Here is a 15,423-nt window from a genome sequence, read left to right as displayed (position 1 = left end):
AAGCAATATTACTGAAGTTTTGACAAAATCCTTTCCATAAGGAGAAATGTATTCCAATTTTTGAGGGTGTCAGAAAGTTTGTGTAAGTTGTAAAAATAGTTAAGAAGAAAATTAATGAATAAAAACAACTTACAGGAGACTTATATGAAGAATAAGAATAAAATATCAAATCCTACTATAGAGAAAGTAGTATCAGAAATACTATCACACAGTGATCCATCTGAGATATTTGGTCAGGAAGGAATATTTCAAGAATTTAAAAAGCAGATAGTAAATAAGATTTTAGAAAAAGAAATGGAAACTCATATAGGTTATGCAAAACATTCTAAAAATGAAAAAGATTCATATAACAGACGTAATGGTTATTATGAAAAGACTTTACTAGATCCTGAAGGTCGTAAATTGAGCATAGAGGTCCCAAGAGACCGTAACGGAGAATTTGAACCCATGATAATTCCAAAAGGAGTCCGTAAATTTGAAGGGTTTGATGACAAAGTAATATCCCTATATGCTAGGGGTATGACCATTAGGGGGATACAAGGGCACTTAGAAGAACTATATGCCACCAAAGTATCATCTGAGTTAATATCAAAGGTAACTGATGGCATTTTAGAGGAAGTTACTGCGTGGCAGAATAGAGGGCTTGATAGTGTATATCCTATAATGTACTTAGATTGTATTCATGTTAAGGCAAGAGATAATCATGTAATAATAAATAAAGCAGTTTATCTAGCTATTGGAGTGAATATGGAGGGCAAGAAAGAGCTATTGGGCATTTGGATAGGCAAGAATGAAGGTGCTAAATTTTGGATGCAGGTAGTAACAGAACTGAAGAATCGAGGATTTGAACAAATATATGTTGCATGTGTTGATGGTCTTAAGGGTTTTCCAGAGGCAATAAATAGCATTTTTCCAAAAACTATAGTGCAGTTGTGTATTGTGCATATGGTAAGAAATGCTGTAAAATACGTGTCATACAAAGATATGAAGAACTCGGCCGCAAGCGACCGAGTTTCAAAACAGGTTAAACTGCTTTGTTTGGCTCTGTCTCATCAATTGTGTAAATTTCGTGAACCATTAAATTCTACCATCAAATTTGATCATAAAATGAGCCATAGCTTCATTCCAATTGGGGATAGGCATAGACCATTTTTTGGTAATATAATCAATTGTCAGATATAAAACCTTAAATAGTCCGTCCGCCAAAACTCTAAAAGCCTTATAGGCAATAGGGTTTTAAGGCAAAAATGCATAGTAAAATCCATAAGAAAATGAAAGGTTTTATATCAAAAGCTTATGGAAATACAAAAAAATGACAATAAAAAAATGAATGCATTTTGGGAAATAGTGTGGTTTTTAATACAAAAATTTAAAATCAGCCCTCAAAATTAGAGTAATTTGCTCTAAAATCGCACTATTTTTGGAAATTAGTGACACAAGTGATATTTTTTAGAGTTTTGGCGGAGGGACTAAATAGTCTATCCGCCAAAAACACTTCAAATCCTGATCATTTGTAATGGGATAGAGTTTTGACAACAAATTGCTAAGATTTTCAATAAAAATTAATAAGTTATGTTAATTTTTACTGATACATTTCTGTGTTGGTCTAATTTTGATATGGAGCTATTGTTAACGATTTTTTATCGTTCATCTAGTTTTTGCATGATGATATTTTTGATTTATGTGGAGTTAGACAGTCCGTCCGCCAAAACTCTACAAGCCTTATAGATAATATGGTTTTAAGACAAGAAGTAATACAACAATCCGTAAGAAAATGATAAAATATGGTCATAAACCTTATGGATTTCAGTCAATGCCAATAGACAACATTATCAAATCGCAAGAACAAGGGAAACTGTTTGGTTATAAATTAAAAGAAGAATTAAACCCAAATAATAAGCTATATAAATTAAGAGAATTAATAAATTGGTCTAGGCTCGAAGAGTGGTTATCAAAAAATGTTTGTATTAAGAAATTTGGTAGAAATAGAAAATGTCATAGAGTGATGCTTGGCATAACGATGCTACAAGCAATGTATAATTTTTCAGATTCATTATCAGAGGAAGAGCTAAAAGAGAATATGTATTGGCAGTATTTCTGCGGGTGGGAATATATAGAAAAAGACATAGCTATCTCGGAAACTAGTATACGACGGTTTCGTAGTGTATTAGGTGAAGCTGGATATAATGAGATATTATCGGAGTTGATCAGGGTTGGGATAAAAACTAACACAATTAAAAAAAAAGATTTGGAATTAATCATCGCTGATACGACTGTACAAATTAAGAATATCAAACACCCACACGATGTTTATTTAATGGATAAAGCTAGGCTTAGCATAGTAAAGCTTTGCAACAGTTTGGGTATACATTTGAATGAAACATACGCTAGAACCTATAAACGCGATATAGTAAAGCTATGGAAATATAAAGAACATAGTAAAGCCAAGAAGCGTTGGAAAATAATGAAGCATTTAAAAATATTACTGGGTCGTTTGATTAGAGTATGTGAGCGTGAGATCAAAAATAAGCAATTAAACTTGTCTCTCAAAAATCAAGAAGTATTGCAAAAAATAAAACAAATACATAACCAATCTGTTTTAAAAAGAGAAGCTAAAAAGCAATATAAAGAAGATAACAAAGTATTATATAGTTTTCATGCCCCTGAAGTAGAGTGTATAGGAAAGGGAAAACGCAACAAGCCATATGAGTTTGGCAATAAAGTAGCGGTAGTAGTAAGTGGTCGTAGAAATTTTGTTTTATCCGCAAAATCGTTTCATAATAATCCTTATGATGGTCATACATTGCATCAGAGCTTTGAAGCAGTAGAGAGTGTCACTGGAATCAAGATAAAGAAATCATTTGTTGATCTTGGGTATAGTGGTAGCAATGTAAAGGAGAAGAGTAAGGTATATACCCCAAAAACGCGGAAGAAGTTGTTACAAGAGGACAAGTCTATGATCAAGAGACGCAGTGCCATAGAACCAATAATAGGTCACTTAAAGCAATATGGTCGGATGGGTAGAAACTTCTTGAAAGGTATGATAGGAGATATTATCAATCCAATAATCTCTGCTATTGGTTTGAATTTACGATGCATTGCAAATCATTTACAAATCGTGTCTAACTCCACATAAATCAAAAATATCATCATGCAAAAACTAGATGAACGATAAAAAATCGTTAACAATAGCTCCATATCAAAATTAGACCAACACAGAAATGTATCAGTAAAAATTAACATAACTTATTAATTTTTATTGAAAATCTTAGCAATTTGTTGTCAAAACTCTATCCCATTACAAATGATCAGGATTTGAAGTGTTTTTGGCGGATAGACTAGACACGATTTGTAAATGATTTGCAATGCATCGTAAATTCAAACCAATAGCAGAGATTATTGGATTGATAATATCTCCTATCATACCTTTCAAGAAGTTTCTAGTCCCTCCGCCAAAACTCTAAAAAATATCACTTGTGTCACTAATTTCCAAAAATAGTGCGATTTTAGAGCAAATTACTCTAATTTTGAGGGCTGATTTTAAATTTTTGTATTAAAAACCACACTATTTCCCAAAATGCATTCATTTTTTTATTGTCATTTTTTTGTATTTCCATAAGCTTTTGATATAAAACCTTTCATTTTCTTATGGATTTTACTATGCATTTTTGCCTTAAAACCCTATTGCCCATAAGGCTTTTAGAGTTTTGGCGGACGGACTTTCTACCCATCCGACCATATTGCTTTAAGTGACCTATTATTGGTTCTATGGCACTGCGTCTCTTGATCATAGACTTGTCCTCTTGTAACAACTTCTTCCGCGTTTTTGGGGTATATACCTTACTCTTCTCCTTTACATTGCTACCACTATACCCAAGATCAACAAATGATTTCTTTATCTTGATTCCAGTGACACTCTCTACTGCTTCAAAGCTCTGATGCAATGTATGACCATCATAAGGATTATTATGAAACGATTTTGCGGATAAAACAAAATTTCTACGACCACTTACTACTACCGCTACTTTATTGCCAAACTCATATGGCTTGTTGCGTTTTCCCTTTCCTATACACTCTACTTCAGGGGCATGAAAACTATATAATAGGCTCTGTCTCATCAATTGTGTAAATTTCGTGAACCATTAAATTCTACCATCAAATTTGATCATAAAATGAGCCATAGCTTCATTCCAATTGGGGATAGGCATAGACCATTTTTTGGTAATATAATCAATTGTCAGATATAAAACCTTAAATACTGCGTCATCATTTGGAAAGATGCGTTTATTCTTAGTAACTTTTCTCAATTGGCTATTCAGCGATTCTATCGCATTTGTAGTGTAAATAATCTTACGAATCTCCTTTGGATATTGCAAGAAAATTATCAAATTATCCCAATTATTATACCAAGATTTAGCTATATGCGGATATTGCTTACTCCATTTTTGATCAAATGACTCAAGAGCTAATTCTGCTTCTTTTTCAGTAGCAGAAGTATAGATTAGTTTCAAATCCGCTGCTAATTGCTTTCTATCTTTATATGATACATATTTGAGGCTATTCCTGATCTGATGGACAATACAAATTTGATGTTCAGTTTTCGGATATACTGATGCAATAGCATCAGACATACCAGTTAGATTATCACTACAAGCAATTAAGATATCTTTTACTCCTCGATTCTTCATTTCAGTAAAATTACCGAGCCAAAATTTAGCTCCTTCATTCTCACTTATCCATAAGCCTAAAATATCCTTTCTGCCAGATAAATCTATTCCTAAAGCTACATATACTGATTTATTAATAATAAGTTTATCTTGTCTTACTTTCACTACTAAACAGTCAAAATATACTATAGGGTATACTGATTCAAGAGGTCTACTCTGCCAAATCTTGACCTCATCTATTACTTCATCTGTAATCCTGCTGATTAGGCTCTCACTGATCTCAGCTCCATATAATTCTTGCAATTGTGTTTTAATATCAGACACACTCATACCCTTCGCATATAAGGATATTATCTTTTGGTCTAAGCCATCTATTCTTGTTTGTTTCTTTGAGACTATTATAGGTTCAAATTTACCTTGTCTGTCTCTTGGAACATTTAGCTCTATAGTACCATTCTCACTAATCAGATTCTTACTAAAACTACCATTCCTCGCATTCTCAGTTTCAGCTCTATCATACTTGCTATAACCTAAATGTTCTGACATCTCAGCATGCAGTGCTCGCTCTAAAATACCCTTGGTTAATTCCTTAATTAATCCATTCTGACTTAGTACTGTTTTTAAATCTACTCCACCTTCTATCAGCAAATCTATTGCTTCATTTATTTTTTTATTCTTCTCTATTTGCATTTCTGTTACCTATATTTTTAATTACTTCTAATATAGGCTCAACAAAAATTTACACAATCATTGCAAAAGACTCATATAATACTTTGTTATCTTCTTTATATTGCTTTTTAGCTTCTCTTTTTAAAACAGATTGGTTATGTATTTGTTTTATTTTTTGCAATACTTCTTGATTTTTGAGAGACAAGTTTAATTGCTTATTTTTGATCTCACGCTCACATACTCTAATCAAACGACCCAGTAATATTTTTAAATGCTTCATTATTTTCCAACGCTTCTTGGCTTTACTATGTTCTTTATATTTCCATAGCTTTACTATATCGCGTTTATAGGTTCTAGCGTATGTTTCATTCAAATGTATACCCAAACTGTTGCAAAGCTTTACTATGCTAAGCCTAGCTTTATCCATTAAATAAACATCGTGTGGGTGTTTGATATTCTTAATTTGTACAGTCGTATCAGCGATGATTAATTCCAAATCTTTTTTTTTAATTGTGTTAGTTTTTATCCCAACCCTGATCAACTCCGATAATATCTCATTATATCCAGCTTCACCTAATACACTACGAAACCGTCGTATACTAGTTTCCGAGATAGCTATGTCTTTTTCTATATATTCCCACCCGCAGAAATACTGCCAATACATATTCTCTTTTAGCTCTTCCTCTGATAATGAATCTGAAAAATTATACATTGCTTGTAGCATCGTTATGCCAAGCATCACTCTATGACATTTTCTATTTCTACCAAATTTCTTAATACAAACATTTTTTGATAACCACTCTTCGAGCCTAGACCAATTTATTAATTCTCTTAATTTATATAGCTTATTATTTGGGTTTAATTCTTCTTTTAATTTATAACCAAACAGTTTCCCTTGTTCTTGCGATTTGATAATGTTGTCTATTGGCATTGACTGAAATCCATAAGGTTTATGACCATATTTTATCATTTTCTTACGGATTGTTGTATTACTTCTTGTCTTAAAACCATATTATCTATAAGGCTTGTAGAGTTTTGGCGGACGGACTAAATACTGCGTCATCATTTGGAAAGATGCGTTTATTCTTAGTAACTTTTCTCAATTGGCTATTCAGCGATTCTATCGCATTTGTAGTGTAAATAATCTTACGAATCTCCTTTGGATATTGCAAGAAAATTATCAAATTATCCCAATTATTATACCAAGATTTAGCTATATGCGGATATTGCTTACTCCTGATGAACGAACATTAGAATTACCCATGACGAATATTAAAATTACCCATTTTTGAGTAAAAAATATTGTCTAAAGTGTTACATTATTATCCTCCGATTTTATAGTTAATTTTTTGCCTTTAGCTGTAGCGATTCTATAACTTTCAGTATTGAGTTCAAGAATTGAAGAATGGTGAACCAATCTGTCAATAACTGCTGACGTAGTCATTTCATCTTTAAAAATAGTATTCCATTTTGCAAAAACTAAATTGCTAGTAATTAATACACTACGCATTTCATAACGTTCAGCTAATAAGGTAAATAAAACATCAGTTTCTTCACGATTATATGGTACATATGATATATCATCAATTATCAATATTTCAAAATAATCGAATTTTTTAATAATTTGCTTAAGTTTTAAACTAAGCTTTGCTTCTAGTAATTGTTGAACCAAATTAGCTGCTGTTGTATATAATACACGTCTACCAGCAAGACACCACTCACGTGCTAAACCTATACTAAGATGACTTTTGCCAGTGCCAGGATTACCAAAAATAAGTATATTTTCATAGCGATCCATAAATTCTCCTTGTGCAAGATATTGGATCTTAGTTGGCGATAATCCTGGGATACGCTTAATATCAAAGTTGCTTAATAACTTATCTCGAGAGAGTTTTGCTTGCTTCAGCAATCTGGCAATACGTTGTTGTTGTCTATGTTCTAACTCACGTATGGCTAACTCCTGTAGATAATCTATATATGTTTTCTTTTCTTGCTCAAAGCTTTCTGCAACTGATTTTTATAGCACGATGCAAAAGTAGGTAAGCAAAGGTTCTTGAGTAAATTATTTAGCGGTTGCGGAGTTATTATCTGTTTACTCATGCAACCTCCATTGTTTTAAAGCAATGTATAGCTAACACGGAAATGTTTCTACCACAGATTAGGAAAAACTTAGGCATTGATCAATAATTTTACGTAAACAGTTTTTAAAGTTAGTCCAGCAATGTTTAATAGGATTGAGATCTGGTGAATATGTGAGTAAATACAAAAACTATGGTAAAAACCTTTCCGCGTTAGCTATAATTGATCATATTCAGACAGTATTGGTTGATTAATTTTTACTGAACAAACAGTTTGAGTCTGGCTATTTAGTAAATCTGTAATATGATCAATTATTGGCTCAATCTTCTTTTCTAATAGCACTTCTAATGCAGTAACTACATTCAATTCTCCATACATTTTTGCTAATTGTAATATTTTAAGATATATTTTATGCCCTTTATATGGGAAAGTTCTATAATTAATTAAGCCAGATATAATCAATTTTTAATTAAATATAGATATATCATGGCTCATTTAACGATAGATGAAAGATTTAAAATATACGAAATGAATAAGAGTGGTTATAGCTCGCGATATATAGGGACAAAGATTGGCCGTGATAAAAGCACTATATGTTATGAACTCAAGAGAATGAGGCATAATTATAGACCAGATAGGGCTAACACACTTGCTTGCAGTTTAAGGCAAGGTAAGAGAAAAAGAAAATTAGATATTGATAATAATTTACGAGCAGAAATAATAAAGCAGTTAACACAGGGTATTTCACCAGATATAATTTCAGGTAGACGTAAACTATCACGAGATACTGTCAATATTTCTACAGAGAGTATATACCAGTTTATTTATACATCTCCTATAGCACAAAGGCAAAAATTATATTTATCTTTAGCAAGAAAAAGGAAAAATAGGTTGCATCATGGTACAAGAATCAGAAACAAAAGAATTACAATACCAAATCGAGTTTCCATTACTGAAAGACCAGAGATAAATAGAAAGATAGCAGCAATAGGTCATTTAGAAGGTGATTTAACTTTTAACAAAGGTAATCAAAGTCGTAATATAGGCGCTCTTGTGGATATCAGAACACAAAAAGTGTTTCTCACTTTAAACCGTTCAAAAAGAACACAAGATGTGATTGGTAACATGAATAAAAAACTTAAACAATTGTCGCATATAATCAAAAGCATAACGTTAGATAATGGCAAAGAATTTACCAATCATGAACAACTATTGCCAAAATCTGAACGAAAAGTATATTTTTGCAATCCTTATTCTCCATGGCAAAAACCATTGATAGAGAAGATTAACTCAATGGTGCACAGAGTATACTCTAAATCTTTAGATATAAAAAAATTAACAATAAAGCAATTACAAGAAATTGAGGATTTTTTAAATAATTTACCAAGAAAAGTGCTCGGTTATAAAACACCCAATGAGGTATGGGAAGAAAATATAAATCTGGCTTAATTAATACTGGAATTTACCATGGATATATAGAGATAAGCTGGTCATATACCTGACGAAATATAGCACGTGGGAATAAAGCTTCATAATATTGATATTGAACAAATGCTCCAGGTTTACGTACTAAACTATCAATAATATGTCTATAATCAATAACATAGCCATTGCTGATTCTAGACATTTTTTGTAAACATTTGTTACCATAGTAAAGGGTAAATTCCAGTATTAATTAAGCCAGATTTATATTTTCTTCCCATACCTCATTGGGTGTTTTATAACCGAGCACTTTTCTTGGTAAATTATTTAAAAAATCCTCAATTTCTTGTAATTGCTTTATTGTTAATTTTTTTATATCTAAAGATTTAGAGTATACTCTGTGCACCATTGAGTTAATCTTCTCTATCAATGGTTTTTGCCATGGAGAATAAGGATTGCAAAAATATACTTTTCGTTCAGATTTTGGCAATAGTTGTTCATGATTGGTAAATTCTTTGCCATTATCTAACGTTATGCTTTTGATTATATGCGACAATTGTTTAAGTTTTTTATTCATGTTACCAATCACATCTTGTGTTCTTTTTGAACGGTTTAAAGTGAGAAACACTTTTTGTGTTCTGATATCCACAAGAGCGCCTATATTACGACTTTGATTACCTTTGTTAAAAGTTAAATCACCTTCTAAATGACCTATTGCTGCTATCTTTCTATTTATCTCTGGTCTTTCAGTAATGGAAACTCGATTTGGTATTGTAATTCTTTTGTTTCTGATTCTTGTACCATGATGCAACCTATTTTTCCTTTTTCTTGCTAAAGATAAATATAATTTTTGCCTTTGTGCTATAGGAGATGTATAAATAAACTGGTATATACTCTCTGTAGAAATATTGACAGTATCTCGTGATAGTTTACGTCTACCTGAAATTATATCTGGTGAAATACCCTGTGTTAACTGCTTTATTATTTCTGCTCGTAAATTATTATCAATATCTAATTTTCTTTTTCTCTTACCTTGCCTTAAACTGCAAGCAAGTGTGTTAGCCCTATCTGGTCTATAATTATGCCTCATTCTCTTGAGTTCATAACATATAGTGCTTTTATCACGGCCAATCTTTGTCCCTATATATCGCGAGCTATAACCACTCTTATTCATTTCGTATATTTTAAATCTTTCATCTATCGTTAAATGAGCCATGATATATCTATATTTAAATGATGCTCCTCGCAGCAGAGCTACGAGGTATCTAAAAAAGTTTTAGTTGTTTCTTATGATATCACGAAGCAGAGCTTCGGGGAATTAAACCCTGAGAGATTAAAAATTGATTATATCTGGCTTAATTAATTATAGAACTTTCCATTATCAGGAAATGCTATAGAAGCTGTATTATAAGTTTTCTATCAATTAAGTAAGGTAAAATTAAAGTTTCTTTACCTTACTTAATATAGCTAACGCGAAAAGGTTTTTACCATAGTTTTTGTATTTACTCACATATTCACCAGATCTAAATCCTATTAAACATTGCTGGACTAACTTTAAAAACTGTTTACATAAAATTATTGATCAATGCCTAAGTTTTTCCTAATATGTGGTAGAAACATTTCCGTGTTAGCTATAATTCCTCTCGCCCTTTCTTCAAAAGCTGTAATCATTTTTTCAGTTATTTTAATAAAATAGCTACCAACCAATTTCTCAAATATTTTCGATTTCATTTCAAAATCAATAAAAAATTTTAGCTCGGTCCCTATAGGATGTGAAGTAAATTGCCAAGTACTTTTTAAATACTTAAAAGGACCAGAAATAGCCAAGGTATTAATAAAATATTCTTTATCATCTATTATTTTATTAGTAGCATGAGAACGATAACTTTCTGAAAAACCTTTTAACTGAATCACGAGATCCGCGACGATTTCTTCACTATTTTCTGAAATAACTCTGCTAGCTACACACCAAGGTAGAAATTTAGGATAAGATTTTATATCCCAAACTAAATTAAATAATTCTTGAGGTTTATAAGGTAAGATTTTTGTTTGTTCGAATGATGGCATTATGTAGTTCTTTTCTTTTAAAATAGCAATTTTATACTCTTGTTAAAAGAAAAGAATAAAAGGAAATGATAATATAAACTTCAATAGAAAAAATATTAATTAACTAATATTTTTTTTCTTGGCGGGATATATACGGTTTCATCATCTTCTGCATGCGAAATTTTTTCCAAAAGACCAATAAAACGTCCCTTATTAGGCACTAGTTTTACTATTGCCCATCCCCTTCTTCTATTGCTTGTTTTATACGCTCTATATCAGCTTTATGTTCTGAAAAAGATATAAATTTTTGTGTTGGATTTTCCATCTTGATCAATGAATATGTTAATAAAAATTGATAGTGTAATAAATTTTTCTTAATGATGCTCCTCGCAGCAGAGCTACGAGGTATCTATCCAAAAAGCTTTAATCTCTCAGGGTTTAATTCCCCGAAGCTCTGCTTCGTGATATCATAAGAAACAACTAAAACTTTTTTAGATACCTCGTAGCTCTGCTGCGAGGAGCATCATTAATAAGTTTATCTTGTCTTACTTTCACTACTAAACAGTCAAAATATACTATAGGGTATACTGATTCAAGAGGTCTACTCTGCCAAATCTTGACCTCATCTATTACTTCATCTGTAATCCTGCTGATTAGGCTCTCACTGATCTCAGCTCCATATAATTCTTGCAATTGTGTTTTAATATCAGACACACTCATACCCTTCGCATATAAGGATATTATCTTTTGGTCTAAGCCATCTATTCTTGTTTGTTTCTTTGAGACTATTATAGGTTCAAATTTACCTTGTCTGTCTCTTGGAACATTTATCTCTATAGTACCATTCTCACTAATCAGATTCTTACTAAAACTACCATTCCTCGCATTCTCAGTTTCAGCTCTATCATACTTGCTATAACCTAAATGTTCTGACATCTCAGCATACAGTGCTCGCTCTAAAATACCCTTGGTTAATTCCTTAATTAATCCATTCTGACTTAGTACTGTTTTTAAATCTACTCCGCCTTCTATCAGCAAATCTATTGCTTCATTTATTTTTTTATTCTTCTCTATTTGCATTTCTGTTACCTATATTTTTAATTACTTCTAATATAGGCTCAACAAAAATTTACACAATCATTGCAAAAGACTCTAAAAAATAGAATGAACCTAGAGCATACAAGGCATAGATCTCCTGTTAATTTCTTGGTGCATATTCTAGCTTATGTTACTTCTTATGCTATCACTAAATCTCGTATAAAACTTGATGCTTTAGCTCCAGAACAACTTCTCTTATCCTAAATTGGCGTTACGTGGGTATGACATATAAGATATCTTATAACATCAGAGGTTTTATTTCTAGAAAAAAGTTAAATTTAATTTTATGACCATAAACTTTTCATTTTGTTAAAAAAGCTGTCGTCATTTTCTTTTTCACTCACGGATTCTCCTCTTAATTCTTCTAATAATTCTCGTTGTCTTTTTGATAAATTTTTAGGCACTTCAACATGCACATGTGCAAGCATATCGCCTCTAATAGTTGATCTTATTTTAGACATACCTTTGCCGCGTAATCTTAGCTGATCACCATTTTGTGTACCTGCCGGAATGGTTAAGTTAACTTTGCCGCCTTCAATTACTGGCACCGCTACTTCTCCGCCAAGGGCAGCATTTACAAAACTAATAGGTAGTTTGCAATGTAAATTTGCTCCATCTACCTTATAAATATCATGAGGTTTTATTGCAATATCAACATATAAAGCGCCATTATTGCCCCCTCTAATACCAGCTTCGCCTTCGCCTGGATGTCTTATTCGAGTGCCATTTTCAACACCTGCGGGAATATTCACCGATAAGTTTCGTTGCTTATGATAACGCCCTAAGCCGTAGCATTTTTTACAAGGGTTCTTGATGATTTGACCGTTACCTTGGCATTTATGACAAGTTTGTTCAATCATAAAAAAGCCTTGCTGAACTCTAGTTGCACCTACGCCGCCACAAGCATCGCAAGTAGTTGCAGTTTCACCTTTTTCAGAGCCGCTACCATGACAAGTATCGCATTTTACTTCACTGGAAAAACTGATATTCTTCTCTATGCCGTGAAATGCTTCCTCTAAATTAATCGTAAGATTATATTTTAAATCAGAGCCTCTAACCTTGCTTGAGGCAGGCTTTCTTCTGCCACCACCGCCCATAAAGTCGCTAAAGACATCACCAAATATATCGTTGATATCAGCACCAAAAGGATGACTGCCTTGACTACCAGCTCCGCCTCTTGCTTGTTGGTTTTGGAAAGCATCATGTCCAAATCGGTCGTAAGCTGCTCTTTTCTGCTCGTCTTTTAAAACTTCATAAGCGGCATTGATTTCTTTAAATTTTTTCTCGGCGTTTGTATCCCCAGCTGCGGCATTATCAGGGTGATATTGTTTAGCTAGCTTATGATAGGCTTTTTTAAGATCAGCACTATTTGCTGTTTTGCTAACTCCAAGGATTTGATAATAATCTTGTGACATGAAATTATATTATATGGTTGTTTTATATAATTATGTCATCCCGTGGCTTGACCACGGGATGACATCGAAGATACTTAATGACGTTCTACTTTACTTCTTCTCTACATCTTCAAAGTCTGCGTCTACTACTTTTTCGTTGCTAGCAGTATTTTCTTCAGAAGCACTACCCGCAGCACCAGCGTCGCTTTGAGCTTTATACATCGCTTCGCCAATTTTCACACTAGCTGCTGTTAAGCTTTCTGTTTTTTCTTTAATTAATGCAGCATCTTCTGAATCTAAAACAGCTTTTAAAGCAGATAAAGCTTCTTCTACACCTCCTTTATCTTCAGACGATAATTTATCACTATAATCTGTTAAAGTTTTCTCAGTAGAATAAATTAAGCTATCGGCAGCGTTTTTTGCTTCAATAAGCTCTTTACGTTTTTTATCCTCATCTGCATTTTTCTCAGCATCTTTAACCATTTGCTCGATTTCAGCATCGCTAAGACCGCCGGAAGCCTGTATTGTTACCCTTTGTTCTTTACCACTAGCCTTATCTTTTGCTGAAACATGTACTATGCCGTTTGCATCAATGTCAAAAGTTACTTCTATTTGCGGTACACCACGTGGAGCAGGAGGGATTCCTTCTAAATTAAATTGACCAAGCATTTTATTATCTTTTGCCATTTCACGCTCACCTTGGAATACTCTAATAGTTACTGCATGCTGATTATCATCGGCAGTAGAAAATACTTGGCTTTTCTTACTTGGAATCGTGGTATTACGATCAATTAATCTTGTAAACACACCGCCTAAAGTTTCAATACCAAGAGATAGAGGTGTAACGTCTAATAATAATATATCGGTTACTTCTTTATTTAATACTCCGCCTTGAATAGCTGCACCAAGAGCTACAACCTCATCAGGATTCACGCCTTTATGCGGGGCACGCCCGAAGAATTTTTCTACCGCTTCTTGTACTTTCGGCATTCTGGTCATACCGCCAACTAGCACTACTTCTTGAATATCGGAAGCTTTTAAGCCTGCATCCTTTAAAGCTTTGCGGCAAGGTTCTATAGTTTTTTCAATTAAATCATCTACTAACTTTTCAAGTTCTGCTCTAGTAAATTTAATATTTAAATGTTTTGGACCGCTATTATCAGCTGTAATATAAGGCAAATTAATATCGGTAGTTAATGCAGATGACAATTCTTTCTTAGCTTTCTCAGCTGCTTCTTTCAAACGTTGAAGTGCGAGCGGGTCATTACGTAAATCAATACCACTTTCTTTTTTGAATGTATTTATTAAATGCTCTAATATTCTTGTATCAAAATCTTCACCACCAAGGAATGTATCGCCGTTAGTTGATTTTACTTCAAAAACACCATCACCAATCTCAAGAATTGAAACGTCAAATGTTCCGCCACCAAGGTCATAAACTGCAATAGTTTTACTTGCTGATTTATCAAAACCATAAGCAAGAGCTGCAGCAGTTGGTTCGTTGATTATTCGAAGTACTTCAAGCCCTGCGATTTTACCAGCATCCTTTGTTGCTTGACGCTGTGCATCATTAAAATAAGCAGGCACAGTAATAACCGCTTGTGTTACTTCTTCACCTAAATAATTTTCAGCTGTTTCCTTCATTTTCTGTAAAATAAAAGCACTAATTTGGCTAGGTGAATGTTTTTTCCCTTCAACTTCAACCCATGCATCACCATTATCAGCTTTAACTATATTATACGGCACTATTTCTTGATCTTTTTTAACCATTGGATCGGTAAAATTTCTACCGATTAATCTTTTTACTGCATATACAGTATTACGCGGGTTGGTTACAGCCTGTCTTTTAGCGGACTGCCCAACTAATTTTTCACCATTTGCAAAAGCTATAATCGACGGCGTAGTTCGCTCACCTTCAGAGTTTTCCATTACTTTTGGCTCCTTACCTTCCATCACTGCAACGCAAGAGTTGGTAGTTCCAAGATCTATACCTATTACTTTTCCCATAAATCCTCTATTAATTTTTTATTTTGTTTATTGCTTTTTAT

Annotated in this window: 13 protein-coding genes and 6 pseudogenes; 4 read left to right on the top strand and 15 right to left on the bottom strand. The window is 32.9% G+C overall.

The window, feature by feature from the left end:
* Window positions 1-114: 114 nt before the first annotated feature.
* Window positions 115-987 (top strand): annotated as a pseudogene (locus AAHI98_RS01990) (IS256 family transposase); the annotation flags it as partial.
* A 90-nt stretch (window positions 988-1,077) separates the two neighbouring features.
* Here AAHI98_RS01990 and AAHI98_RS18415 read toward each other — a convergent pair.
* Window positions 1,078-1,200: pseudogene (locus AAHI98_RS18415) on the bottom strand (IS256 family transposase); the annotation flags it as partial.
* A 574-nt stretch (window positions 1,201-1,774) separates the two neighbouring features.
* Between AAHI98_RS18415 and AAHI98_RS01985 the strand changes: the two are divergent.
* Complete coding sequence (locus AAHI98_RS01985) at window positions 1,775-3,136, top strand: IS5 family transposase (RefSeq protein ID WP_342224717.1); 1,362 nt, start codon at window positions 1,775-1,777, stop codon at window positions 3,134-3,136.
* 162 nt (window positions 3,137-3,298) lie between these two features.
* On the opposite strand, the gene AAHI98_RS01980 is transcribed toward AAHI98_RS01985, so the two are convergent.
* From AAHI98_RS01980 to AAHI98_RS01945, 8 genes and pseudogenes are all read right to left on the bottom strand, one after another.
* Window positions 3,299-3,424, bottom strand: a complete 126-nt coding sequence (locus tag AAHI98_RS01980) for a hypothetical protein (RefSeq protein ID WP_342224884.1) — start codon at window positions 3,422-3,424, stop codon at window positions 3,299-3,301.
* Window positions 3,425-3,638: 214 nt separating this feature from the next.
* A complete protein-coding gene (locus tag AAHI98_RS01975) occupies window positions 3,639-4,118 on the bottom strand; it encodes a transposase (protein ID WP_342224883.1) in 480 nt (159 codons plus the stop codon).
* 24 nt (window positions 4,119-4,142) lie between these two features.
* Complete coding sequence (locus AAHI98_RS01970) at window positions 4,143-5,357, bottom strand: IS256 family transposase (protein WP_342224662.1); 1,215 nt, start codon at window positions 5,355-5,357, stop codon at window positions 4,143-4,145.
* Window positions 5,358-5,406: 49 nt separating this feature from the next.
* Window positions 5,407-6,306: a transposase gene (locus tag AAHI98_RS01965; RefSeq protein ID WP_342224882.1), complete on the bottom strand. Its 900-nt coding sequence runs from the start codon at window positions 6,304-6,306 to the stop codon at window positions 5,407-5,409.
* A gap of 82 nt (window positions 6,307-6,388) precedes the next feature.
* A pseudogene (locus AAHI98_RS01960) lies at window positions 6,389-6,568 on the bottom strand (transposase); the annotation flags it as partial.
* A gap of 74 nt (window positions 6,569-6,642) precedes the next feature.
* A complete protein-coding gene (istB, locus tag AAHI98_RS01955; RefSeq protein ID WP_342224968.1) occupies window positions 6,643-7,287 on the bottom strand; it encodes an IS21-like element helper ATPase IstB in 645 nt (214 codons plus the stop codon).
* A 20-nt stretch (window positions 7,288-7,307) separates the two neighbouring features.
* On the bottom strand, window positions 7,308-7,436 hold the full coding sequence (locus tag AAHI98_RS01950; protein WP_342224881.1) for a hypothetical protein: 129 nt from the start codon (window positions 7,434-7,436) through the stop codon (window positions 7,308-7,310).
* A 195-nt stretch (window positions 7,437-7,631) separates the two neighbouring features.
* Entirely contained in the window at window positions 7,632-7,877 is a 246-nt protein-coding gene (locus AAHI98_RS01945) for a hypothetical protein (protein WP_342224880.1), read from the bottom strand.
* A gap of 24 nt (window positions 7,878-7,901) precedes the next feature.
* Between AAHI98_RS01945 and AAHI98_RS01940 the strand changes: the two genes are divergently transcribed.
* Entirely contained in the window at window positions 7,902-8,864 is a 963-nt protein-coding gene (locus AAHI98_RS01940; RefSeq protein WP_342224646.1) for an IS30 family transposase, read from the top strand.
* 226 nt (window positions 8,865-9,090) lie between these two features.
* On the opposite strand, the gene AAHI98_RS01935 is transcribed toward AAHI98_RS01940, so the two are convergent.
* The 4 genes and pseudogenes from AAHI98_RS01935 to AAHI98_RS01920 form a co-directional block, all read right to left on the bottom strand.
* Window positions 9,091-10,053, bottom strand: a complete 963-nt coding sequence (locus AAHI98_RS01935) for an IS30 family transposase (RefSeq protein WP_342224646.1) — start codon at window positions 10,051-10,053, stop codon at window positions 9,091-9,093.
* A 359-nt stretch (window positions 10,054-10,412) separates the two neighbouring features.
* Entirely contained in the window at window positions 10,413-10,904 is a 492-nt protein-coding gene (locus AAHI98_RS01930) for a type II toxin-antitoxin system RatA family toxin (RefSeq protein ID WP_342224879.1), read from the bottom strand.
* A gap of 95 nt (window positions 10,905-10,999) precedes the next feature.
* Window positions 11,000-11,208, bottom strand: a pseudogene (locus AAHI98_RS01925) (DUF2674 domain-containing protein).
* A gap of 203 nt (window positions 11,209-11,411) precedes the next feature.
* Window positions 11,412-11,963, bottom strand: a pseudogene (locus AAHI98_RS01920) (IS256 family transposase); the annotation flags it as partial.
* A 72-nt stretch (window positions 11,964-12,035) separates the two neighbouring features.
* Here AAHI98_RS01920 and AAHI98_RS18410 point away from each other — a divergent pair.
* Window positions 12,036-12,185, top strand: a pseudogene (locus tag AAHI98_RS18410) (IS982 family transposase); the annotation flags it as partial.
* An 80-nt stretch (window positions 12,186-12,265) separates the two neighbouring features.
* On the opposite strand, the gene dnaJ reads toward AAHI98_RS18410, so the two are convergent.
* Window positions 12,266-13,396, bottom strand: coding sequence for a molecular chaperone DnaJ (gene dnaJ / locus AAHI98_RS01915; protein ID WP_342224877.1), 1,131 nt, complete (start codon window positions 13,394-13,396; stop codon window positions 12,266-12,268).
* Between the two features lie 90 nt (window positions 13,397-13,486).
* Entirely contained in the window at window positions 13,487-15,382 is a 1,896-nt protein-coding gene (dnaK, locus tag AAHI98_RS01910) for a molecular chaperone DnaK (protein ID WP_342224876.1), read from the bottom strand.
* Window positions 15,383-15,423: the final 41 nt, after the last annotated feature.

Source organism: Rickettsia endosymbiont of Urophora cardui (assembly GCF_964030725.1).
Classification (GTDB): Bacteria; Pseudomonadota; Alphaproteobacteria; order Rickettsiales; family Rickettsiaceae; genus Rickettsia.
The sequence above is the reverse complement of the archived record's forward strand: the minus strand, read 5'-3'. Positions and strand labels throughout refer to the sequence as shown.

Bases quoted from the DNA above. Each gene is read 5' to 3' on its own strand.
- AAHI98_RS01980 (WP_342224884.1), bottom strand. From the start codon at position 3,424: ATGATAGGAGATATTATCAATCCAATAATCTCTGCTATTGGTTTGAAT.
- dnaK (WP_342224876.1), bottom strand. From the start codon at position 15,382: ATGGGAAAAGTAATAGGTATAGATCTTGGAACTACCAACTCTTGCGTT.
- AAHI98_RS01985 (WP_342224717.1), top strand. From the start codon at position 1,775: ATGATAAAATATGGTCATAAACCTTATGGATTTCAGTCAATGCCAATA.
- AAHI98_RS01950 (WP_342224881.1), bottom strand. From the start codon at position 7,436: ATGAGTAAACAGATAATAACTCCGCAACCGCTAAATAATTTACTCAAG.
- AAHI98_RS01965 (WP_342224882.1), bottom strand. From the start codon at position 6,306: ATGATAAAATATGGTCATAAACCTTATGGATTTCAGTCAATGCCAATA.
- AAHI98_RS01975 (WP_342224883.1), bottom strand. From the start codon at position 4,118: ATGAGACAGAGCCTATTATATAGTTTTCATGCCCCTGAAGTAGAGTGT.
- AAHI98_RS01970 (WP_342224662.1), bottom strand. From the start codon at position 5,357: ATGCAAATAGAGAAGAATAAAAAAATAAATGAAGCAATAGATTTGCTG.
- AAHI98_RS01940 (WP_342224646.1), top strand. From the start codon at position 7,902: ATGGCTCATTTAACGATAGATGAAAGATTTAAAATATACGAAATGAAT.
- dnaJ (WP_342224877.1), bottom strand. From the start codon at position 13,396: ATGTCACAAGATTATTATCAAATCCTTGGAGTTAGCAAAACAGCAAAT.
- AAHI98_RS01935 (WP_342224646.1), bottom strand. From the start codon at position 10,053: ATGGCTCATTTAACGATAGATGAAAGATTTAAAATATACGAAATGAAT.
- AAHI98_RS01930 (WP_342224879.1), bottom strand. From the start codon at position 10,904: ATGCCATCATTCGAACAAACAAAAATCTTACCTTATAAACCTCAAGAA.